The organism is Streptomyces sp. ADI96-02 (assembly GCF_003846185.1).
Taxonomy (GTDB): Bacteria; Actinomycetota; Actinomycetes; order Streptomycetales; family Streptomycetaceae; genus Streptomyces.
Window position 1 is genome coordinate 4,472,523 of record NZ_ML123034.1, and the last position, 19,439, is coordinate 4,491,961.

Annotated in this window: 21 protein-coding genes; 13 read left to right on the plus strand and 8 right to left on the minus strand. The window is 73.3% G+C overall.

The features are described 5' to 3' along the window. Window positions 1-35: 35 nt before the first annotated feature. Together dapE and EES43_RS19850 are read left to right on the plus strand one after the other, a co-directional pair. Window positions 36-1,115 carry a succinyl-diaminopimelate desuccinylase gene (gene dapE / locus EES43_RS19845; RefSeq protein WP_124269945.1) on the plus strand — a complete coding sequence of 360 codons (1,080 nt, stop codon included), beginning with the start codon at window positions 36-38 and terminating at the stop codon, window positions 1,113-1,115. A gap of 83 nt (window positions 1,116-1,198) precedes the next feature. Next, window positions 1,199-1,984 carry an LOG family protein gene (locus EES43_RS19850; protein WP_124269946.1) on the plus strand — a complete coding sequence of 262 codons (786 nt, stop codon included), beginning with the start codon at window positions 1,199-1,201 and terminating at the stop codon, window positions 1,982-1,984. A 78-nt stretch (window positions 1,985-2,062) separates the two neighbouring features. On the opposite strand, the gene folP is transcribed toward EES43_RS19850, so the two are convergent. Continuing rightward, entirely contained in the window at window positions 2,063-2,935 is an 873-nt protein-coding gene (gene folP, locus EES43_RS19855) for a dihydropteroate synthase (RefSeq protein ID WP_124269947.1), read from the minus strand. 212 nt (window positions 2,936-3,147) lie between these two features. On the opposite strand from folP, the gene EES43_RS19860 reads away from it, so the two are divergent. Together EES43_RS19860 and EES43_RS19865 are read left to right on the plus strand one after the other, a co-directional pair. Then, window positions 3,148-3,579 carry a cell division protein DivIVA gene (locus EES43_RS19860; RefSeq protein ID WP_124269948.1) on the plus strand — a complete coding sequence of 144 codons (432 nt, stop codon included), beginning with the start codon at window positions 3,148-3,150 and terminating at the stop codon, window positions 3,577-3,579. Then, window positions 3,576-4,181, plus strand: a complete 606-nt coding sequence (locus EES43_RS19865) for a DNA-3-methyladenine glycosylase I (RefSeq protein ID WP_124269949.1) — start codon at window positions 3,576-3,578, stop codon at window positions 4,179-4,181. Before EES43_RS19860 ends, EES43_RS19865 begins: the two co-directional genes overlap by 4 nt. Here EES43_RS19865 and EES43_RS19870 read toward each other — a convergent pair. Then, on the minus strand, window positions 4,166-4,978 hold the full coding sequence (locus tag EES43_RS19870; protein WP_124269950.1) for a 2-cyclohexenylcarbonyl CoA isomerase: 813 nt from the start codon (window positions 4,976-4,978) through the stop codon (window positions 4,166-4,168). The genes EES43_RS19865 and EES43_RS19870 overlap by 16 nt on opposite strands. Window positions 4,979-5,291: 313 nt before the next feature. Between EES43_RS19870 and EES43_RS19875 the strand changes: the two genes are divergently transcribed. Beyond that, window positions 5,292-5,459 carry a DUF3117 domain-containing protein gene (locus tag EES43_RS19875; RefSeq protein WP_003966491.1) on the plus strand — a complete coding sequence of 56 codons (168 nt, stop codon included), beginning with the start codon at window positions 5,292-5,294 and terminating at the stop codon, window positions 5,457-5,459. 177 nt (window positions 5,460-5,636) lie between these two features. Here the strand turns inward: EES43_RS19875 and EES43_RS19880 are convergent, their stop codons facing one another. Further along, entirely contained in the window at window positions 5,637-6,302 is a 666-nt protein-coding gene (locus EES43_RS19880) for an O-methyltransferase (protein ID WP_124269951.1), read from the minus strand. 176 nt (window positions 6,303-6,478) lie between these two features. On the opposite strand from EES43_RS19880, the gene sigE reads away from it, so the two are divergent. The 5 genes from sigE (at window position 6,479) to EES43_RS19905 (ending at window position 11,468) form a co-directional block, all read left to right on the plus strand. After that, window positions 6,479-7,240, plus strand: a complete 762-nt coding sequence (gene sigE, locus EES43_RS19885; RefSeq protein ID WP_206430200.1) for an RNA polymerase sigma factor SigE — start codon at window positions 6,479-6,481, stop codon at window positions 7,238-7,240. Next, the gene (locus EES43_RS19890) at window positions 7,237-8,280 is read left to right on the plus strand and encodes an anti-sigma factor family protein (protein ID WP_124269953.1); all 1,044 of its coding nucleotides are present in this window, start codon (window positions 7,237-7,239) and stop codon (window positions 8,278-8,280) included. The genes sigE and EES43_RS19890 overlap by 4 nt, the downstream gene beginning before the upstream one ends. A gap of 88 nt (window positions 8,281-8,368) precedes the next feature. Next, window positions 8,369-10,051, plus strand: coding sequence for a trypsin-like peptidase domain-containing protein (locus tag EES43_RS19895; protein WP_124269954.1), 1,683 nt, complete (start codon window positions 8,369-8,371; stop codon window positions 10,049-10,051). A gap of 119 nt (window positions 10,052-10,170) precedes the next feature. Continuing rightward, complete coding sequence (locus tag EES43_RS19900; protein ID WP_124269955.1) at window positions 10,171-10,659, plus strand: sec-independent translocase; 489 nt, start codon at window positions 10,171-10,173, stop codon at window positions 10,657-10,659. Window positions 10,660-10,784: 125 nt separating this feature from the next. Further along, window positions 10,785-11,468 (plus strand): hypothetical protein, encoded by a 684-nt coding sequence (locus EES43_RS19905; protein ID WP_124269956.1) that lies wholly within the window; start codon window positions 10,785-10,787, stop codon window positions 11,466-11,468. Window positions 11,469-11,636: 168 nt separating this feature from the next. Here EES43_RS19905 and EES43_RS19910 read toward each other — a convergent pair whose 3' ends face one another. The 3 genes from EES43_RS19910 to EES43_RS19920 are packed head-to-tail and all read right to left on the minus strand — an operon-like array spanning window position 11,637 to window position 14,641. Beyond that, entirely contained in the window at window positions 11,637-12,770 is a 1,134-nt protein-coding gene (locus EES43_RS19910; RefSeq protein ID WP_124269957.1) for an Mrp/NBP35 family ATP-binding protein, read from the minus strand. A 43-nt stretch (window positions 12,771-12,813) separates the two neighbouring features. After that, window positions 12,814-13,374 (minus strand): DUF1003 domain-containing protein, encoded by a 561-nt coding sequence (locus EES43_RS19915; protein WP_124269958.1) that lies wholly within the window; start codon window positions 13,372-13,374, stop codon window positions 12,814-12,816. Beyond that, entirely contained in the window at window positions 13,361-14,641 is a 1,281-nt protein-coding gene (locus EES43_RS19920; RefSeq protein WP_124269959.1) for a magnesium transporter MgtE N-terminal domain-containing protein, read from the minus strand. Before EES43_RS19920 ends, EES43_RS19915 begins: the two co-directional genes overlap by 14 nt. A gap of 256 nt (window positions 14,642-14,897) precedes the next feature. Here EES43_RS19920 and EES43_RS19925 point away from each other — a divergent pair, with 256 nt between their 5' ends. Beyond that, window positions 14,898-15,665, plus strand: a complete 768-nt coding sequence (locus EES43_RS19925; RefSeq protein WP_124269960.1) for a hypothetical protein — start codon at window positions 14,898-14,900, stop codon at window positions 15,663-15,665. Between the two features lie 78 nt (window positions 15,666-15,743). On the opposite strand, the gene EES43_RS19930 is transcribed toward EES43_RS19925, so the two are convergent. Together EES43_RS19930 and EES43_RS19935 are read right to left on the minus strand one after the other, a co-directional pair. Then, window positions 15,744-16,268 (minus strand): hypothetical protein, encoded by a 525-nt coding sequence (locus tag EES43_RS19930; RefSeq protein ID WP_124269961.1) that lies wholly within the window; start codon window positions 16,266-16,268, stop codon window positions 15,744-15,746. Between the two features lie 13 nt (window positions 16,269-16,281). Continuing rightward, window positions 16,282-17,397: a magnesium and cobalt transport protein CorA gene (locus EES43_RS19935; protein WP_124269962.1), complete on the minus strand. Its 1,116-nt coding sequence runs from the start codon at window positions 17,395-17,397 to the stop codon at window positions 16,282-16,284. A 419-nt stretch (window positions 17,398-17,816) separates the two neighbouring features. Here EES43_RS19935 and EES43_RS19945 point away from each other — a divergent pair, with 419 nt between their 5' ends. Next, on the plus strand, window positions 17,817-18,401 hold the full coding sequence (locus EES43_RS19945) for a suppressor of fused domain protein (RefSeq protein ID WP_124269963.1): 585 nt from the start codon (window positions 17,817-17,819) through the stop codon (window positions 18,399-18,401). Between the two features lie 248 nt (window positions 18,402-18,649). Then, the gene (locus tag EES43_RS19950) at window positions 18,650-19,339 is read left to right on the plus strand and encodes a DUF6758 family protein (RefSeq protein ID WP_124269964.1); all 690 of its coding nucleotides are present in this window, start codon (window positions 18,650-18,652) and stop codon (window positions 19,337-19,339) included. The last annotated feature ends 100 nt before the right edge of the window (window positions 19,340-19,439 follow it).

Below are 19,439 nucleotides of genomic sequence, written 5' to 3' on the forward strand. Positions count from 1 at the left end.
CGATGACCGCCGTAGAAGTCGCTAGGGTCGGGGGCATGGCCGAAAGCACGCTTGACCTCACCTTGGACGGCCCGGCGCTCACCGCCCGGCTGGTCGACTTCCCCTCGGTCAGCGGAGAGGAGCGGGCCCTCGCCGACGCGATCGAGTCGGCCCTGCGCGCCCTGCCCCACCTGACCGTCGACCGGCACGGCAACAACGTCGTCGCCCGCACGCACCTCGGCCGCGCCGAGCGCGTCGTGCTCGCCGGGCACATCGACACCGTGCCGATCGCCGACAACGTCCCCTCCCGGCTCGACGGCGACGGCATCCTCTGGGGCTGCGGGACCTCCGACATGAAGTCCGGGGTCGCCGTGCAGCTCCGGATCGCCGCGACGGTGCCCGAGCCCAACCGCGACCTCACGTTCGTCTTCTACGACAACGAGGAGGTCGCCGGGCACCTCAACGGCCTCGGCCACATCGCCGCCGCCCGCCCCGACTGGATCAGCGGGGACTTCGCCGTGCTGCTGGAGCCCTCCGACGCGCAGGTCGAGGGCGGCTGCCAGGGCTCACTCCGGATGCACCTGCGGACGACGGGGGAGCGGGCCCACTCCGCGCGCAGCTGGATGGGGTCCAACGCCGTCCACGCCGCCGCCCCGGTCCTCGCCCGGCTCGCCGCGTACGAACCGCGCCGCCCGGTCGTCGACGGCCTCGAATACCACGAAGGGCTGAACGCCGTCGGCATCGAGGGCGGGGTCGCCACCAACGTCATCCCGGACGCCTGCACCGTCGTGGTCAACTACCGCTACGCCCCCGACCGCACCGAGGAGGAGGCCGTCGCCCACGTCCGCGAGGTCTTCGCGGACTGCGGCGTCGACGAGTTCGTCGTCGACGACCACTCCGGGGCCGCGATGCCCGGCCTCTCGCATCCGGCCGCCCAGGCGTTCATGACCGCCGTCGGCGGCACCGCCCGGCCGAAGTTCGGCTGGACCGACGTCTCCCGCTTCGGCGCCCTCGGCGTCCCCGCGGTGAACTACGGCCCCGGCGACCCGATGTACGCCCACAAGCGCGACGAGCACGTGGCCGTCGAGAAGATCACCCACTGCGAGGACCGGCTGCGCTCCTGGCTCACGGGCTGACACCCGGCATTCCCCCGCACGCCACCTCCGTGGATCTACGCTGGCCGGACAGAGCACACGCAGGTCGGTGGAGGGAGCGGAACATGGGCAACGCCGAGGACGCACGGATCCCCGAGGGCGCGGAGGTCCCCGACGGCGCGGTCGGGCCCGAGGAGCAGTGGCTGGGCCCGGTGGTGCGCCGCCGGGAGCAGGTCCAGCCCGGCACGACCGACCAGCGGCTGCTGGACTCCGAGGGCGACTCCGAATGGGTGCACACCGACCCCTGGCGGGTGATGCGCATCCAGTCGGAGTTCGTCGAGGGCTTCGGCGCGCTCGCCGAACTGCCGAGCGCGATCAGCGTCTTCGGCTCGGCCCGCACCCCGGCCGGCACACCGGAGTACGAGGCGGGCGTGGAGATCGGCCGCGCCCTGGTCGACGCGGGCTTCGCGGTGATCACCGGCGGCGGACCGGGCGCGATGGAGGCCGCCAACAAGGGGGCCCGGGAGGCGAAGGGCGTCTCGGTCGGACTCGGCATCGAGCTGCCGTTCGAGTCGGGGCTCAATCCGCACGTCGACATCGGCGTCAACTTCCGCTACTTCTTCGTCCGCAAGACGATGTTCGTGAAGTACGCCCAGGGCTTCGTCGTGCTGCCCGGCGGCCTCGGCACCCTGGACGAACTGTTCGAGGCGCTGACCCTCGTCCAGACCGGCAAGGTCACCCGCTTCCCCATCGTCCTGTTCGGCTCCGCCTACTGGGGCGGCCTGGTCGACTGGCTGCGCGGGACGGTGGTGGGCCAGGGCAAGGCGTCGGAGAAGGACCTGCTGCTCTTCCACGTCACCGACGACGTCGAGGAGGCGGTCATGATGGTGACGAAGGAGGTCGGCCGCTAGGCCGCCCCGTTCCGGCCGCGCCCCGCCCTCGCCCCGGCGCGCCTCGCCCCGGCCCCCGCCCGGCCGGGGCGGCGGACCCTACGCCAGCCCCCTGCGCGCCACCGCCGGAGCCCGGTGCCCCGCGATCGACGCCACCATGTCCAGCACCTGCCGCGTCTCCGCCACCTCGTGCACCCGGTACACCCGCGCCCCGAGCCAGGCGGAGACGGCCGTCGTCGCCAGCGTGCCGACGACCCGCTCCTTCACCGGCCGGTCCAGCGTCTCCCCGACGAAGTCCTTGTTCGACAACGAGACGAGCACCGGCCAGCCCGTCTCCGCCATCTCGCCGAGCCGCCGCGTCGCCTCCAGCGAGTGCCGGGTGTTCTTCCCGAAGTCGTGCCCGGGGTCGATCATGATCCCGTCCGGCCGCACGCCCAGCGCCACCGCCCGCTCCGCCAGGCCCACCGTCACCCGCAGGACGTCCGCCATCACGTCCTCGTACGCGATCCGGTGCGGCCGGGTCCGCGGCTCCGCGCCGCCCGCGTGCGTGCACACCAGCCCCGCCCCGTACCGGGCGGCGACCTCCGCCAGCCGCGGGTCGACCCCGCCCCACGCGTCGTTCAGCAGGTCGGCCCCCGCCTCGCAGACCGCCTCGCCCACCTCGTGGCGCCAGGTGTCGACGCTGATCACCACGTCCGGGTGGCGGCGGCGGACCTCGGCGACGAACCCGACCGTGCGGCGCGCCTCCTCCTCGGCGGTCACCTCGTCGCCGGGCCCGGCCTTCACCCCGCCGATGTCGATGATCGCCGCGCCCTCGGCGACCGCCTGCTCGACCCGGGCGAGCGCGGGCTCGTCGAGGAACGTGGCGCCGCGGTCGTAGAAGGAGTCCGGGGTCCGGTTCACGATCGCCATGATCACCGGCTCGTGCGGGCCGAACTCCCGCCGCCCCAGCCTCAGCGCACCCTCTCGCATCCCCTGTCTCCTCCTCAGTGGCCCGGCAGCGCCTCGAAGTCTCCCCTGTGGATCATGCCGGGCCCGCGTGCCCCGGAACCGTACCGCGCGCCCCGCACCCGCCCCGGCCCGGCCGCCCCCACCGCCGCCGGCCGCCGCGATCCGGGTGAAAGACACGCACCGCCGACGCCGCATGGCACGATCGGGGCCGACGAGGTTTCCGCCCCGAGGAGATGCGCGTGTTCTGGTATTTGCTGCTCACGATGGTCGTGGTGGTCACCGCGGTCACGCTCGCGGTGGTCGGCGGCGGCGGGAGCGCGGTGCTCCAGGACGTGACCCCCGAGCGGTTCACCGATCCACTGCCCGCCAACCGCCCGGTGGGCCGCGCCGACGTCGAGGCGCTGCGCCTGCCCATGACCGTCCGCGGCTACCGGATGACGGACGTCGACGAGGCGCTGTCGCGGCTCGGCGCGGAGCTGGCCGAGCGGGACGCCCGGATCGCGGAGCTGGAGTCGGCGCTGGCCGGGGCGCAGGCGTCCGCGGTGACCGGACCCGACCTCTTCGAGCAGCCCGGCGGGCAGGGCGCGGGCCGCGGCGACGAGCGGCCCGCCCCGCCGCACGGCCCGTCCGGCGGTCCGGACCGCACCGAGGAGGACGGACGATGAGCGGCGACGCCGTGGCGGGACCCGACGGCGGCCTACGCTGCCCGTGGGCCCTGTCCACCGAGGACTACCTCGACTACCACGACGCCGAGTGGGGCCGCCCGGTCCGGGGCGACGACGCCCTGTTCGAACGGCTCAGCCTGGAGGCGTTCCAGTCCGGCCTCTCCTGGATCACGATCCTGCGCCGCCGGGAGACCTTCCGGGCGGCCTTCAGCGGGTTCCGGATCGCCGAGGTCGCCCGCTTCACCGACACCGACCGGGAGCGGCTGCTGGCCGACCCCGGCATCATCCGCAACCGGGCCAAGGTCGACGCCACCCTCGCCAACGCGAAGGTGCTCGCCGACTGGCCGGCCGGGGAGCTGGACGAACTGATCTGGTCCTACGCCCCGGACCCGGCCGGCCGGCCCGCCCCGCGCGCCCTGGCCGACGTCCCCGCGGTCACCCCCGGGTCCATCGCGCTCGCCAAGGAGCTGAAGAAGCGGTCGATCCGCTTCGTCGGCCCCACCACCGCCTACGCCCTGATGCAGGCGTGCGGGCTGGTCGACGACCACCTCGCCGACTGCGTGGCGCGCGGCGGACCCGAAGGCGCTCACTCGCCCCGGTAGACCGGCTTCTCCTTGGCGAGGAACGCCTCCACGGCGATGGTGTGGTCCAGCGAGGCGCCCGCCCGCGTCTGGAGTTCGTCCTCCTTCTCCAGCGTCTCGGCGAGCGTGTGCCCGGCCCCGTACGCCATCGACTCCTTGATCCCGGCGTACGCCACCGTCGGCCCCTCGGCCAGCGCCCGCGCCACCTCCCGGGCCCGCTCCGCCAGCTCGGCGGCGGGCACCACCCGGTTGGCGACGCCCAGGTCGTAGGCGTCCTGCGCGGAGATCGAACGCGGGAAGAACAGCAGGTCGGCGGCGCGGCTTTGGCCGATCAGCCGGGGCAGCGTCCAGGACACGCCCGAGTCGGCCGTCAGCGCGACGCCCGCGAAGGAGGTGGTGAAGGAGGCGGTGTCGGCCACCACGCGGTAGTCGGCCGCCAGGGCGAAGCCGAACCCGGCGCCCGCCGCGACGCCGTTGACCCCGGCCACGACCGGCTTCGGCATCTCGGTGATCGCCCGGACGATCGGGTTGTAGTGCTCGCGCACGGTGCTCAGCGCGTTGCCGCTGCCCGCCTCACGGGTGGCCGCGAGGGTGGCGACGTGCTCCTTGAGGTCCTGGCCGACGCAGAACGCGCGCCCGGTAGCGGTGAGCAGGACCGCCCGCACGCCCCGGTCCGCCGCCGCGTCCCGCAGCGCGTCCCGGAGCGCCGCCTTCGCCGCCGTGTTCATCGCGTTCATCGCGTCGGGCCGGTTGATCGTGATCGTCGCGAGACCGTCGCTCACGTCGTAGAGCACGCTGGTCGCCGGTTCGTCTGCCATTGCGGTATCCCCTCGCTGCCGGGCATCGTTGCCCTGCACGCAAGCATGGCCGACCGCGGGCGGGGCGGAGATGTGACCTGCGTCTAACAATTGGCTTCCGCCCAGGGGTGCGGGGTGGCGCAGTATCGCAGCCGGATCGCCGAATTGAGTGGTTTTGAGAGAGTGCGTTGCGGAAGCGATGCAGACCGATGTTGGTCATCGGGGTCGTTGATGCGGGATAATGGCGAAGAAGCAATGTGTTCGATGCCGGTGAGGCAGCGCCTGTCATGGGGCCGCCGGTTGCGATGAGCTGGTTTCAGGAAGGGGAACGAGCATGGCGGCCATGAAGCCGCGGACGGGCGACGGCCCGCTCGAGGTGACAAAGGAGGGGCGGGGCATCGTCATGCGCGTTCCGCTCGAAGGCGGCGGTCGGCTTGTCGTCGAGCTGACTCCGGACGAGGCCGATGCCCTCGGCGACGCGCTGAAGAAGGTCGTCGGCTGACGCGGAACGCCCATCACCTGCACCACTGCCCCGGCACGGATGACGTGCCGGGGCAGTGGTGCGTCCGGGCCCGGACGCGCGACCGCACGGGTCAGCCGCGCGACCGTACGGGGTCAGCCGCGCGACCGTACGGGGTCAGCCGCGCGACCGTACGGGGTCAGCCGCGACCGTACGGGGTCAGCCGCGCCGGACCGCGCAGAGCAGCCCGTCGCCGACCGGCAGCAGCGTCGACATCAGCTCCTGGCTCTCGCGCACCGCGCGCAGCAGCTCCCGCAGCCTCAGCACCTCGGCCGGCTGGGCCGCCGAGTCGACCGTGCGGCCGTCGGCGAAGACGCCCTCGAAGCAGACCAGCCCGCCGGGGCGCAGCAGGCGCAACGATTCAGCGAGGCAGTCGAGGCTCTCCAGCCGGTCGCCGTCGCAGAAGACGAGGTCGTACCCGCCGTCCGCGAGCCGGGGCAGGACGTCCAGCGCCCGACCGGGGATGAAGCGCGCCCGGTTGGAGGCGAAGCCCGCCTCGCGGAACGCCTGCCGGGCGAACTGCTGCCGCTCGGGCTCCGGATCCACCGTGGTCAGCACCCCGTCCGGCCGCATGCCGTGCAGCAGGTAGATGCCGGACACGCCGGTGCCGGTCCCGATCTCCGCCACCGCCTTGGCGTCCGCGGCGGCAGCCAGCAGGCGCAGCGCGGCGCCGGTGCCCGGGGACACCGAGCGCAGCCCTGCCTCACGGGCCCGTTCCCGGGCCCGGTGCAGTGCTTCGTCCTCGGCGACAAAGGCGTCGGCGAACGCCCAGCTCGTCTGCCGGTTGGCGGTAATGACCCTCTCCCGTCCCCATAGTTGGCGCAACGGTGACTGTATCCGCTGGACCCGGGAACCCGCAGATGGGACCGGGCGTTGTGCAAGGAGTGGGGAAAGCGCAGCGGACCGGGCCGCGGATCGGACCGGCGAGGGGCGGGAAGTTCCGGGCGACGCCCGGCCCCATCAGGGAAAAGGCTTATCCGGAGCTAACGGGCGAGGTGGCTATGGTAGGGGCTCCGCTGGACACCACCAGAGCCGACAGGGGAGGTGCGGCTGCGCCTGTGGACCGGGGAGGAGTGCTGAGGCGCTTGCTCAGGTCGGCGGGTGAGCCGAAATCCGTGACCTACATCGCTGACCGTTCTTCCACCGACTCCGCACCAACCGCGACCTTCGCATCCGATGCGGAATCCCCGGCGTGGACCCCGCCCTCCTGGGAAGAGATCGTCAGCACGCACAGCGGTCGCGTGTACCGCCTCGCCTACCGGCTGACGGGCAACCAGCACGACGCCGAGGACCTCACCCAGGAGGTCTTCGTCCGGGTGTTCCGATCGCTGTCGACGTACACCCCCGGCACGTTCGAGGGCTGGCTGCACCGCATCACGACCAACCTCTTCCTGGACATGGTCCGGCGCAAGCAGCGCATCCGCTTCGACTCCCTCGGCGACGACGCGGCCGAGCGGCTGCCCAGCCGCGAGCCCTCCCCGCAGCAGGTCTTCAACGACACCCACTTCGACGCCGACGTGCAGCAGGCGCTGGACACCCTCGCGCCCGAATTCCGCGCGGCCGTGGTCCTCTGCGACATCGAGGGCCTCAGCTACGAGGAGATCGCCGCCACCCTCGGGGTCAAGCTCGGCACCGTGCGCAGCCGCATCCACCGCGGCCGGTCGCACCTGCGCAAGGCGCTCAAGCACCGTTCGCCCGAGGCCCGCGCCGAGCAGCGCTCGCTGGCGGACGCGGTCCTGGCGGGGGAGGGAGGCTCGGCGTGAGCGGCACAGGCCCGACCCCCGCGGAGGCTCATCTGGGGGACCGGCTCGCCGCCCTGGTGGACGGCGAGCTGAAACACGACGCCCGAGAGCGGGTCCTGGCCCACCTGGCGACGTGCGCCAAGTGCAAGGCCGAGGCCGACGCCCAGCGCCGCCTCAAGAGCGCCTTCGCCATGTCCGCCTCACCTTCGCCCTCCGAGGGGTTCCTGGCCCGGTTGCAGGGCCTTCCCGGCGGTCCCGGCGGCGACGGCTCCCGGCCCGGCGGACCGTTCGGCGACGGCCGGCCCTTCGCGGACGAGTTCTTCCCGTCCGTGCGCACCCCCGGCGGCAGCACCCGCGCCGACTCCGGCGCGCCCTCCTCCCCGCTGGACGGCTTCGGCTACCTCCCCGCCGTGCACGGCTCCACCGCCGTGCTGACCGGCGGCTCCCGCCACTTCTTCCGCATCCACGACGTGGCCCGCGAGGCGGACCGTTCCCCCTGGCGCGGTCGCCGCTTCGCCTTCGCCGCGGCGAGCGCCGTCTCCCTGGCGGCCATCGCCCTCGGCGGGACGCTCCCGCTGGACACCGGTCCCGAGCCCGCCCCGCGCGCCGAGGGCAGCGGGAACACCATGACCCCGCTCGACGCGGAGACCCGCGCCACGGGCGGCACCGGCACCGCGAGCCGGCAGGGCGGCGGCGCGCTCGCGGTCGGCGGCGAGGGCCCGGCCGTCCGGCAGCCCGTCCCCGCCGCCTCCAACGCCGTGCCCCCCTCGCTCGGCAAGGCGCCCTCGGTGCTGGTCCCGGTCGGAGCGCCGCCGCTGAAGCCGCAGGTGCTGACGACGACGCCCTCGCTGTTCGGCGGCGGCTCCGCGCTCGGCGGGCACCCGTTCACGCTCCCCGTGCTGAACGTGTCCGCGCCGCCCCTGATACGCCAGGCCGGCACACCGCTGCTCGCGGCGACGGCGGGCGGCGCCGCGCCGAAGAAGGCCGCGCCGACGCCCTCGGCGCCGGTCCAGGACTCGTCCGCCGCCGACCTCGCGAGCCGGCTTCCCCCTCGGCGCTGACCGGACCCTGCGCGCCCGTTCGCAAACCTGGTTGAATTCCGGGGAGGACGCCTCTGTGGGGCGTGCAGAGGCCAGTTGCGGAGAGAGCATGGACGACGGGAAGCCCACCGGGCCGCAGGCGAAGTGGTGGAGCCGCCCCACGACGGCGCGCTCCGCCCGCACCGAGCCGGAGGGCGGGGCCGCGGTCGAGGACCCGTCCGCGGCCGGTGCGGCGGACACGGCGGCGAGCACCGGCGCGGCGGAGTCGCAGCACCGGCCGCAGCCACCCGCGCAGCCGCTGCACGAGCCCGACTCGTACAGCACCCCGCCCTACGGCGGCCCCGGCCCGTGGGCGCCCGCACCGCCGGTGCAGCGGCCCACACCGGCCCACGGCACTCCCGTACCGCAGCAGGCCCCGCCGCCCTCCGGGCCGTACGGGGCGGTGGACGGCGCGGGTATCCCGGCTCCCGCTCCGGCGCCCTGCGCGGCACCCGCCGACGCCTTCCCGCCCCCGCACGGGCAGCAGGCGCCGCCCGCCCGGCCCGGCACCCCGCCGGAGGTCCACGAGCAGCCCGCCGGGCAGCAGCCCGCGCAGTGGCTCCAGTACGACCCGTGGGGCGCGCCGGGACAGCCGCTGACCCGGCCGGGCCCGCCGCCCGGGGCCGAGCCGGTCCGCCGCAGGAGTCGCAAGGGCGCCGCGTTCGCCGGAGTGCTCCTGCTCACCCTGGTCGCGAGCGGCATCGGCGGCGGCATCGGCGCGTACGTCGAGCGCAACGGCGGACTGACCGCGGTCGAACTGCCGCAGGCCGGCCGCGACACCGGCGGACGGGCCCCGGACAGCGTCGCGGGCATCGCGGCCAGCGCCCTGCCGAGCGTGGTCACGCTGCACGTCAGCGGCACCGCGGAGTCCGGCACCGGAACCGGCTTCGTCCTCGACGACCGAGGCCACATCCTCACCAACAACCACGTCGTCGCCCCGGCCGGACCGGGCGGCGACATCACCGTGACGTTCAGCAGCGGCGAGACGGCGACGGCCGAGCTGGTCGGCAAGGACAGCGGCTACGACCTCGCCGTCGTCAAGGTCACCGGGGTCTCCGGCCTCAAGCCCCTGCCCCTCGGCAACTCCGACAACGTGCGGGTCGGCGACCCGGTGGTGGCCATCGGCGCGCCCTTCGACCTCTCCAACACGGTCACCTCCGGCATCATCAGCGCCAAGCAGCGGCCGATCACCGCGGGCGGCGAGAAGGGCGACGGCACCGACGTCAGCTACGTCGACGCCCTCCAGACCGACGCCCCCATCAACCCCGGCAACTCCGGCGGTCCGCTGGTCGACACACGGGCCCACGTCATCGGCATCAACAGCGCCATCCGCGCGGCCGACAGCGGGACCGGACCCGAGTCCGGCGGCCAGTCGGGCTCCATCGGCCTGGGCTTCGCGATACCGATCAACCAGGGCAAGCGCGTCGCCGAGGAGCTGATCAACACCGGCCGGGCGACCCACCCGGTCATCGGCGTCTCGCTCGACATGAAGTACAACGGCGACGGGGCCAGGGTCGGCACGGAGGGGGCCGACGGCCGACCGGCGGTCACCGTGGACGGACCCGCGGACAAGGCGGGCATCAAGCCCGGCGACGTCATCACCGAAGTGCAGGACCAACGGGTGCACAGCGGCGAGGAGCTGATCGTGAAGATCCGCGCCCACCGGCCGGGCGACCGGCTCGCCCTGCGGCTGACGCGCGGCGGCGAGGAACGGTCGGTCACCTTGACGCTCGGTTCGGCGAGCGGCACCTGACGGCCACCGCAAGGTACCGCCCGGACAGGTTCGACAGGTACCTTTGACCGGTCCGGGCGCGCGTCGGACCTGGTCGGGATCCCACGGAGAACACGCGGAGAACACGAGGAGGCAGCAAGGTGTTCAATGACATAGGAGCACTGGAGCTGCTCACGCTCGGGGTGCTGGCCGTGCTCGTCTTCGGCCCCGACAAGCTGCCCAAGCTCATCCAGGACGTCACGCGGACCATCCGCAAGGTCCGTGAGTTCTCGGACAGCGCCAAGGAGGACATCCGCTCGGAGCTGGGTCCGCAGTTCAAGGACTTCGAGTTCGAGGACCTCAACCCCAAGACGTTCGTCCGCAAGCAGTTGATGGACGGCAATGACGACCTGGGGCTCAAGGAGATCCGCGAGAGCTTCGACCTCCGCAAGGATCTGGCCGACGTCACCGACGCGGTCAACGGCCGCTCCGCAGCCGCGGACGATACCGCCAACAGTGCGGCGAACGGTTCGGCCGGTGTCGCCGCGACGAGCCTGGCCAAGACCGCTGACAGCACTCCTGACCTGCTGAAGAAGGCCCCGGAGGCGGATCGCGCCGAGCGCCCGCCGTTCGACGCAGACGCCACCTGACCCCGGTCAATCCCGACTCGCCGGGACGGTATGGCTATTCTCCATCTGTCCGGTTGCGAGGACGCCCACGCCCGCGGGGGGCGGGCCGCTCCGGATCTTGACTGATCGAGGAGGCGGCCGCGCAGATGGAGACGACGAGTCGGGTGGATACGGACGGTGCCCCGGGCACCGTCGCCGAGGAGGCGCCGGACACCGTCACCGAGGAGGCGGCGCCGGCGTCCCGGCGCTCACTCGACGGCTACCGGGACGCGCCCTTCCCCTGGTACGGCCTGGACGAGGCCTTCACCGGTCCGCGCTGGCTGATGCAGGTCGGCACCGCTGCGGACGGCACCGTGCAGCACGGCGCGACCGGCCACGGCGACGAGCCGTCGGTGAAGACGGACGGTTCCGGCGACAAGGAGCGCTTCGCCGCCGTGATCACGGTGGCCGCCAGCCCGGTGCGCCGCAGCGGCGACGGTACGGGCGTCCTGGACGCCACCACGGCCTCCTCGGCGGCCTGGCTGGCCGGCTCCGGCCTCCTGGCGTACACCTGGCCGCCCCAGATGGACCACACCCGGCGCGACGACTGGCTGGACCAGCAGACCGAGACGGCGTTCACGCTCGCCGACGACCTCGGCGGCGCGCCCTGGTCGACGCTCTCGCTGCCGGTGGACGGGGTTCCGGTGGAGTTCCACTACCGCGAGTCCGAGTTCGGCTGGGTGCTCGCCGGATCGGCGCGGACCGGCGTGCACATCGGGGCCTACGGCCGGGGCATGAGCGCCTACGGTCTGGGCTTCGCCGTCATCGACGACATCGCCACGTACGCCTGAAGCCCCTCCGTACGCCTGAAGCCCCCTCCGTACGCCTGGAGCTCGCCGTACGCCTGAAGCCCTCCGTACCGGCCTGAAGCCCTCCTACGCCGGGAGGGCGCCGGGCGGACCGTGATCATCCGGTCCGTCCGGCGCTCCCGGCCCGGGGCCGTCCGGGAGCCGTGCCGCTCAGAACTTGTTGCGCGGCGTGATGCCCAGTGACATGCCGGACAGGCCGCGCTGACGCCCGCCCAGCTTCTCGGCGATCGCCCGCAGCGCGCTGCCGGCCGGCGAGTCCGGGTCGGACAGCACCACGGGCTTGCCCTCGTCGCCGCCCTCGCGCAGCCGTACGTCGATCGGGATGGAGCCGAGCACCGGCACCTCGGCGCCGACCGTCCGCGTCAGCCCCTCGGCCACCCGCGCGCCGCCGCCCGAACCGAACACGTCGACCATCTCGTCGCAGTGCGGGCACGGCATGCCGGACATGTTCTCCACGACGCCGACGATCTTCTGGTGCGTCTGCACGGCGATCGACCCGGCCCGCTCGGCCACCTCGGCGGCGGCCTGCTGCGGGGTCGTGACGACCAGGATCTCGGCGTTCGGCACGAGCTGCGCCACCGAGATCGCGATGTCGCCGGTGCCCGGCGGCAGGTCGAGCAGCAGCACGTCCAGATCGCCCCAGTACACGTCGGCGAGGAACTGCTGGAGCGCCCGGTGCAGCATCGGCCCGCGCCAGACCACGGGCGCGTTGCCCGGCGTGAACATCCCGATGGAGATGACCTTCACGCCGTGCGCCGACGGCGGCATGATCATGTTCTCGACCTGGGTGGGCTTGCCGTCCGCGCCCAGCATGCGGGGCACGCTGTGGCCGTAGATGTCCGCGTCCACGACGCCGACCTTCAGCCCGTCGGCCGCCATCGCCGCCGCCAGGTTCACCGTCACCGAGGACTTGCCGACGCCGCCCTTGCCCGAGGCGACCGCGTACACCCGGGTCAGCGAGCCGGGCTTGGCGAACGGCACCTCGCGCTCGGCCGTGCCGCCGCGCAGCGAGCTCGCCAGTTCCTTGCGCTGGTCGTCGCTCATGACGTCGAGGGTGACCTCGACGCGCGAGACGCCCTCGACCCGGGCCACCGCGTCGGTGACGTTCCTCGTGATCGTGTCGCGCATCGGGCAGCCGGAGACGGTGAGATACACCGTGACAGCGACCACACCGTCAGGATCGATCTCGACCGATTTCACCATGCCCAGCTCGGTGATCGGGCGGTGGATCTCCGGGTCGTTCACTGTCGCCAGTGCCTCAAGCACCGCGTCTTCCGTAGCCATACCGACGATGTTACGGCGCGCGGCCGTACGTGCGGGCAGTCCCTCAGCGGTCGCCTTCGTCACTCTCGGACGGGGAGGGGACCCGCCGGTCCTCCATGTCCCTCACCATGTCCTGGAGCTCCGACCTGATCCAGTCGCGGGTCGCCACCTCGCCCAGGCCCATCCGCAGCGCGGCGATCTCCCGCGTCAGGTACTCGGTGTCGGCGATGGAGCGCTCGTTCTGCTTGCGGTCCTGCTCGTGGGTGACCCGGTCCCGGTCGTCCTGCCGGTTCTGCGCGAGCAGGATCAGCGGAGCGGCGTACGACGCCTGGAGCGACAGCATCAGCGTCAGGAAGATGAACGGGTACTCGTCGAAGCGCAGGGCCGTCGGCGCGAAGACGTTCCACACCACCCACAGGATGATGATCAGCGTCATCCAGACGATGAACCGCCCGGTGCCCAGGAAGCGGGCGATGCGCTCCGAGAACCGGCCGAACGCCTCCGGGTCGTACTCCGGCAGCAGCCGCCGCCGGGGATCCTTCGGCTGGTCGATCCGGGCGCGCGGCGGACGCACCAGCCCGGACGCGCCGCTCGACGCCGCCTTGGCGCGGTCATCGCCCGCCATCGCCGATCCCCTCCTCGCCGTGGTGCAGGTCGGTCTCGCGCCAGTCGTCGGGGAGCAGGTGGTCCAGCACGTCGTCCACGGTCACCGCGCCCAGCAGCGAACCGCTCTCGTCCACGACGGGCACCGAGACCATGTTGTACGCGGCCAGGTAGCTGGTGACCGTCGGCAGCGGGGTGTCCGGCGACAACGGCACCAGATCGCTGTCGACGATGGAGCTGACCAGGGTGAACGGCGGATCGCGCAGCAGCCGCTGGAAGTGCACGGTGCCCAGGTACTTGCCCGTCGGCGTCTCGTCCGGCGAGCGGCAGACGTACACCTGTGCGGCGAGCGCCGGCGACAGGTCCGACTGGCGCACCCGGGCCAGCGCGTCGGCCACCGTCGCGTCCGGGCGCAGCACGATCGGCTCGGTCGTCATCAGACCGCCCGCCGTCCGCTCCTCGTACGACAGCAGGCGGCGCACGTCGGCGGCGTCGTCCGGCCGCATCAGGGCCAGCAGCCGTTCCTTGTCCTCCTCCGGCAGCTCGGAGAGCAGGTCGGCCGCGTCGTCCGGGTCCATCGCCTCCAGGACGTCGGCGGCCCGCTCCTCCTTGAGCTTGCCGATGATCTCCACCTGGTCGTCCTCGGGCAGCTCCTCCAGTACGTCGGCGAGCCGGTCGTCGTCCAGCGCGGCGGCGACCTCGACCCGGCGCTTGGGGGAGAGGTGGTGCAGGGCGTTGGCCACGTCGGCGGGGCGCAGCCGTTCGAACGTGGCGACCAGGCTCTCGGCGCCCTGACCGTGCTCCTCCAGCGAGAAGCCGCTGACCGCCGACCACTCCACCGTCAGCGTCTCGCCCTTGCGGCGCAGCGCCCCGCCGCGCCCCTTGCGGACGAAGTACTTGTCGATCTCCCAGTCGCGGCGGGCGGGCAGCTGCTGGATGGCCACGTCCAGCACGGTGACCTCCTCGCCGCTCTCCACCAGCAGGACCCGGCGGTCCAGGAACTCGCCGAGGACCAGGCGTTCGGTGGGCCGCTGCTCGAAGCGCCGCATGTTGACCACGCCGGTGGTGATGACCTGTCCCGACTCGACGCCCGTCACCCGGGTCATCGGCAGGAAGATCCGCCGCCGGCTGACCACTTCGACGACCAGGCCGAGGATGCGCGGCGGGCGTCCGCCGACCCGGAGCATCGCCACCAGGTCGCGGACCCGGCCGACCTGGTCTCCGTTCGGGTCGAAGACCGGCACCCCGGACAGGTGCGAGACGAAGACCCTCGGGGCACCTGCCGCCATGCTCCGCCTCCTCTTTCCGTGCGCTGTCCGCCTGCTGTCCGTGCACCGCCCGTACGGGTGTCCAGCGGTCCGGCCGGTCGGGTCGGCGGCCCGTGCCGACCAGCGGATTTCGCGGGTACGTGCGGGATCAGGCTAGCCCGTGGCGTCGGACCGCGCCCGGGTGGACCCGTCCGTACGGCTGGCTGCGGGACGGCCCCGGCCGCCCGGGTACGCTGCGGTCTGCCACCCACGATCGCCGTTGAGAGGCAGTGCGCCCGTGACCTCTTTCGCCCCCGCCGTCCGGAACCTCCGCCGGACCGCCCTCGCTCTCGTGCTCTGCGGGGGGCTCACCGCCGCCCTCACGGCCTGCGCGGGCGAAGACCTGGACAAGGGGACCAACGGCGTCGCGAAACTCTCCGCCGAGCAGATCGATCAGAAGGCCAGGGCGGCGGCCGACGGCGCCGACGCGGTACGGCTCGCGGGCACGCTGGTGAGCAAGGGCGGCACCTACCTGCTGAACATGAGGCTCAACGCGAAGGGCGGCGTGGGCTCGGTCTCCTCCAAGAAGCGGAGCTTCGCCCTGCTGCGCATCGGGGACGAGCTCTACCTCAAGGCCGACGCCGAGTTCTGGAGCCATGAGGAGGGCGGCGAGGCGGGCACGGGGCCCGCCGACGAGGAGGCCGCCGACAAGCTCGGCGGCAAGTACGTGAAGGTCCCCGAGGGCGACCCCAGCTACGGCCAGCTGCGTGGCTTCACCGACAAGAAGGTGCTGCTCGACGGACTGCTCGCACTGCACGGCACGGTCAACAAGGGCAGCCGCGCCACGGTCGCCGGGCACCGCACCATCCAGATCCTCGGCGGCAAGGGCGAGGGCGGCGCGCTCGACGTCTCCCTGGAGGACAAGCCGTACCCGATGCGGGTGGCCAGGGGCGGCGGCGGGGGCACCGTGTCGCTCGCCGACTGGGGGCGCGCCTTCGATCTGGAGCCTCCGGCGGAGGACGACACCGTGGACTACGGCGGCCAGCTCCCGAAGTCCTCGGGCTGAGGCCGGGCCGCCGGCGGGACCGGCCGCGCCTCTCGACGGCCGCCCGGCCCTGCCCACGCGGGAGCCCGGCGGCGGCGGTCAGCGCGCGCGGCGGCGCTTCAGCAGCAGCCGGGGCAGCGCGGCGGGCGCCGGCCGCCGGGTGGTGGCGTCGGTCGGCAGCGGGACGGCGGCCAGCGAGCCGTCCGGCAGGTCGGTGCTGATCTCACCGGGCGTCAGCCGCACCACCGTGCACTCCCGCGCCCAGCGCTCCGTCATCCGCTCGGAGTCCGGCGCGTTGAGCCGCTTGCCCTTCAGCTCCGCGACCGCCGCCTCCCACTCCTCGGAGTGCGGGGCGAGGACGCTCACGGCGGCGCTCCACTCCACGATCCGGCCGCCCTTGTCCTTGCTGCGCACGGTCACCCCGGCGGTGTCCGCCCCGGCGAGCCCGGCGGGCAGCGGCTGTTCGCCGGGGCCGTCCCCGACGAGGTGGGCCGCGCCGTCGTGCCAGACGTGCCACACGGCGCGCGAGGGCCCGGTCGCCCGGACCCAGATGAGGCCGGACTTCTTGACGGCCTCCTCGACGAGGGCCAGGTCCAGCAGCGGGTCCGGAGCAGAAGCAGTCATGGGCGGGAGCCTATTAGAGCCAGCCGTTGCGCTTGAGGATGCGGTGGATGGAGAAGCAGACCACGCCGATGACGCCCAGCACCATCGGATAGCCGTAGGTCCACCGGAGTTCGGGCATGTACTCGAAGTTCATGCCGTAGACGCCGCAGATCATCGTCGGCACGGCGATGATCGCCGCCCAGGACGTGATCTTGCGCATGTCCTCGTTCTGGGTGACGGTGGCCTGTGCCAGGTTGGCCTGGAGGATCGAGTTCAGCAGTTCGTCGAAGCCGATGACCTCCTCCTGGACGCGGGCGAGGTGGTCGGCGACGTCGCGGAAGTAGTTCTGGATGTCCGGGTCGATCAGCCGCATCGGCCGCTCGCTCAGCAGCTGCATCGGGCGCAGCAGCGGCGAGACGGCCCGCTTGAACTCCAGCACCTCGCGCTTGAGCTGGTAGATCCGCCCGGCGTCCGAACCGCGCGGGGAGCCCTTCGCCGGTGTGGAGAAGACGTCGATCTCCACCTCGTCGATGTCGTCCTGCACGGCCTCCGCCACCGCGATGTACCCGTCGACGACGTGGTCGGCGATGGAGTGCAGGACGGCGGAGGGGCCCTTGGCGAGCAGTTCCGGGTCCTCCTGGAGGCGGTGGCGCAGGGCGCGCAGGGAGCCCTGCCCGCCGTGCCGGACGGTGATCACGAAGTCCCGGCCGGTGAAGCACATCACCTCGCCGGTCTCCACCACCTCGCTGGTGGCGGTCAGTTCGGCGTGCTCCACGTAGTGGATGGTCTTGAAGACGGTGAACAGCGTGTCGTCGTACCGCTCCAGCTTGGGCCGCTGATGGGCGTGTACGGCGTCCTCCACCGCGAGCGGGTGCAGGCCGAACTCCCGGGCGATGCCCGCGAATTCCTCCTCCGTCGGCTCGTGCAGGCCGATCCAGGCGAAGCCGCCCTTCTCGCGTACCTGGAGCATCGCCTCGTGCGGCGTCGGGCAGGCGGGCGCCACCAGCCGGTGACCGCCTCGGTAGACGGCGCAGTCGACGACCGCGCTGGAGGCCGAGGGGTCGCGGGTGGTGTCGTAACCGCTGTACGGGGCGCTGTTCTTGCGGAAGGTCGGGCGCACGGCTGCGCGCAGGTCACGGATCATCGACATGGCTGGCTCCTTCACGGAGGGCCGTCGGGCGAGGGCGTGGAACAGCCCGGAATGGGGACGTGCGCTCACGTCCGCAAAGCGGGCGGCACCGCGCGGGCGCGATGACGGCGTTCGCTACAGACAGGGAAAGACGAAAGGCTCTTCCGTCGCGAACCGCTGTTGGGACGTCATCCGGGGATGACCGACGAAGCGTCGGATCAACGGGAAAGGCGAGGAGCGGAAGAGCGGTCGGTACTGCACGGTCGACTTGGATCCATGGCAGTCCCCACCTCCTCCGGCCGGTCCCCCGTGGGGGACGACGTGTCGTCGGGACAAGAGAGCGACGCTTCTGCGCGCTGTCCCGACCGGCGGCCAGGCTACCAGTCGCCCGAGCCCAATCCCCTACATTGCCCATTCCTTGGTCGATCTATGCTCGCGGCATGGGAGAAATTCTTGCTCTGGTCGAGGCGCGGCTGCGCTCGGCGCTGGGAGAACCGGACGCCCGCGCCCAGGTGACGTTCCTCGGCACCGACCGCGTCGAGGTGCTGCGCTTCGTCGACGGCGACGTGGTGCGCTACGCCACGCTCGGCATGTCGGGGCAGCCGATGGCCGATCCCACCGCGCCGCTCGCCGACCCGGTGAAGGGCCCCCGGGCCGAGCTGGTCCTGTCGGTGCGGGCCGGCCTCGCCGACACCGACCAGGTGCTGCGCCCGCTCGCCGTGCTGGCCGCGTCCCCGCAGGTCGAGGGGGTCGTCGTGGCCCCCGGCGCGTCGCTGGACGTGGGGCAGCCGCTGTGGACGGGAGCCCCGTTCACCTCGGTGCTGGTGGCGGAGCCCGGCGGGCTGGTGGAGGACCTGGAGCTGGCGGAGCCGATGGAGCCCGTGCGCTTCCTGCCGCTGCTGCCGATGACGCCCAACGAGGCGGCCTGGAAGCGGGTGCACGGCGCACAGGAGCTCCAGGAGCGGTGGCTCTCGCGCGGTACGGACCTGCGCGACCCGCTGCGTACGTCCGTGGCCCTGGACTGAGCGGGCCGGGGCACGGGCCAGGGCCGAGGCCGGGGACGAAGGCGGTCCGGGCTCCGGGCGCACGCCCGCGCACGGGAAACCCCGCCGCACGGCCGGGAGCGCGCCGCGGGCGGGCCGGTACGCGGTGGTGCGCGGCCTCGGCCGGCGGAGACCGCGAGGCCGTCCTCGGCGGCGTGGCGGGGTTCCGCCCACTGCGGACGGGTGATCGTCCTTGACGCGGAGACCGGCGGGGAGGACCGTTGACGGGTATGAGGGGCGAACCCAGTTGCCCGAAGTGCGGTGGCCGGGTCAGGGCGCCCGGCCTCTTCGCCGACGCCTGGCAGTGCTCCGAGCACGGCCAGGTCCACCCGATGCAGCCGGTGGTCCCGCCCAGCGTCGAAGCGCTCGGAGTCGTCGTGCACCGCGCCCGTGTGCCCGTATGGATGCCCTGGCCGCTCCCGGTCGGCTGGCTCTTCACCGGAGCCGCCGGCGCCGGCGACGACCGCAGCGGCGGACGGGCGACCGCCGTCGCCTGCTCGGGTCCCGGACCGCTCGGCGGCATGGGAGAGCTGCTGCTCGTCGCCGAGGAACTGGGCGTCGGGCTCGGCGCCCGCTACGCCGGGATCGACGGCCCGGACCCCGGCCGCCATCTCGACGTCGGCGGCGCGCCCGACGCGAAGGTCCACGCGGCCGGCCGGCCCACCCCTCTGTGGCACGTCCGCAACGCCCCGGCGGACCGCGCCGTCTTCGCGGGCGAGGCGCGGGGCCTGTGGCTGTGGGCGATCCTGTGGCCCGAGCAGTCGGGCGTCCTCCTCTACGACGAACTCGTCCTGACCGACCTGCGCGACGCCGGGGCGGAGGTCGACCTCGTCCCGTGCGGAGCCCTCACCCCGCGCCTCCTCGCCGCCCCGGAGCCGCCGGCGCACGGGGAGACCGGCGGGGAGGTCGGCGCGGGATGAGCGCCGCGCGCCGAGCCGGGTGAGGACCGGGAGACCGGCGCACCAGGGCTGGCCGCCGGGGCGCGCCAGGGGCCGCCGCCGGGTGCGCGCGGGCGTCGGG

Bases quoted from the DNA above. Each gene is read 5' to 3' on its own strand.
- EES43_RS19870 (WP_124269950.1), bottom strand. From the start codon at position 4,978: ATGGCAGACGAACCGGCGACCAGCGTGCTCTACGACGTGAGCGACGGT.
- EES43_RS19875 (WP_003966491.1), top strand. From the start codon at position 5,292: ATGGCGGCCATGAAGCCGCGGACGGGCGACGGCCCGCTCGAGGTGACA.
- folP (WP_124269947.1), bottom strand. From the start codon at position 2,935: ATGCGAGAGGGTGCGCTGAGGCTGGGGCGGCGGGAGTTCGGCCCGCAC.
- EES43_RS19850 (WP_124269946.1), top strand. From the start codon at position 1,199: ATGGGCAACGCCGAGGACGCACGGATCCCCGAGGGCGCGGAGGTCCCC.
- EES43_RS19930 (WP_124269961.1), bottom strand. From the start codon at position 16,268: ATGACTGCTTCTGCTCCGGACCCGCTGCTGGACCTGGCCCTCGTCGAG.
- EES43_RS19905 (WP_124269956.1), top strand. From the start codon at position 10,785: ATGGAGACGACGAGTCGGGTGGATACGGACGGTGCCCCGGGCACCGTC.
- EES43_RS19950 (WP_124269964.1), top strand. From the start codon at position 18,650: ATGAGGGGCGAACCCAGTTGCCCGAAGTGCGGTGGCCGGGTCAGGGCG.
- sigE (WP_206430200.1), top strand. From the start codon at position 6,479: ATGGTAGGGGCTCCGCTGGACACCACCAGAGCCGACAGGGGAGGTGCG.
- EES43_RS19920 (WP_124269959.1), bottom strand. From the start codon at position 14,641: ATGGCGGCAGGTGCCCCGAGGGTCTTCGTCTCGCACCTGTCCGGGGTG.
- EES43_RS19915 (WP_124269958.1), bottom strand. From the start codon at position 13,374: ATGGCGGGCGATGACCGCGCCAAGGCGGCGTCGAGCGGCGCGTCCGGG.
- EES43_RS19935 (WP_124269962.1), bottom strand. From the start codon at position 17,397: ATGTCGATGATCCGTGACCTGCGCGCAGCCGTGCGCCCGACCTTCCGC.
- dapE (WP_124269945.1), top strand. From the start codon at position 36: ATGGCCGAAAGCACGCTTGACCTCACCTTGGACGGCCCGGCGCTCACC.
- EES43_RS19860 (WP_124269948.1), top strand. From the start codon at position 3,148: ATGCGCGTGTTCTGGTATTTGCTGCTCACGATGGTCGTGGTGGTCACC.
- EES43_RS19945 (WP_124269963.1), top strand. From the start codon at position 17,817: ATGGGAGAAATTCTTGCTCTGGTCGAGGCGCGGCTGCGCTCGGCGCTG.
- EES43_RS19895 (WP_124269954.1), top strand. From the start codon at position 8,369: ATGGACGACGGGAAGCCCACCGGGCCGCAGGCGAAGTGGTGGAGCCGC.
- EES43_RS19865 (WP_124269949.1), top strand. From the start codon at position 3,576: ATGAGCGGCGACGCCGTGGCGGGACCCGACGGCGGCCTACGCTGCCCG.
- EES43_RS19910 (WP_124269957.1), bottom strand. From the start codon at position 12,770: ATGGCTACGGAAGACGCGGTGCTTGAGGCACTGGCGACAGTGAACGAC.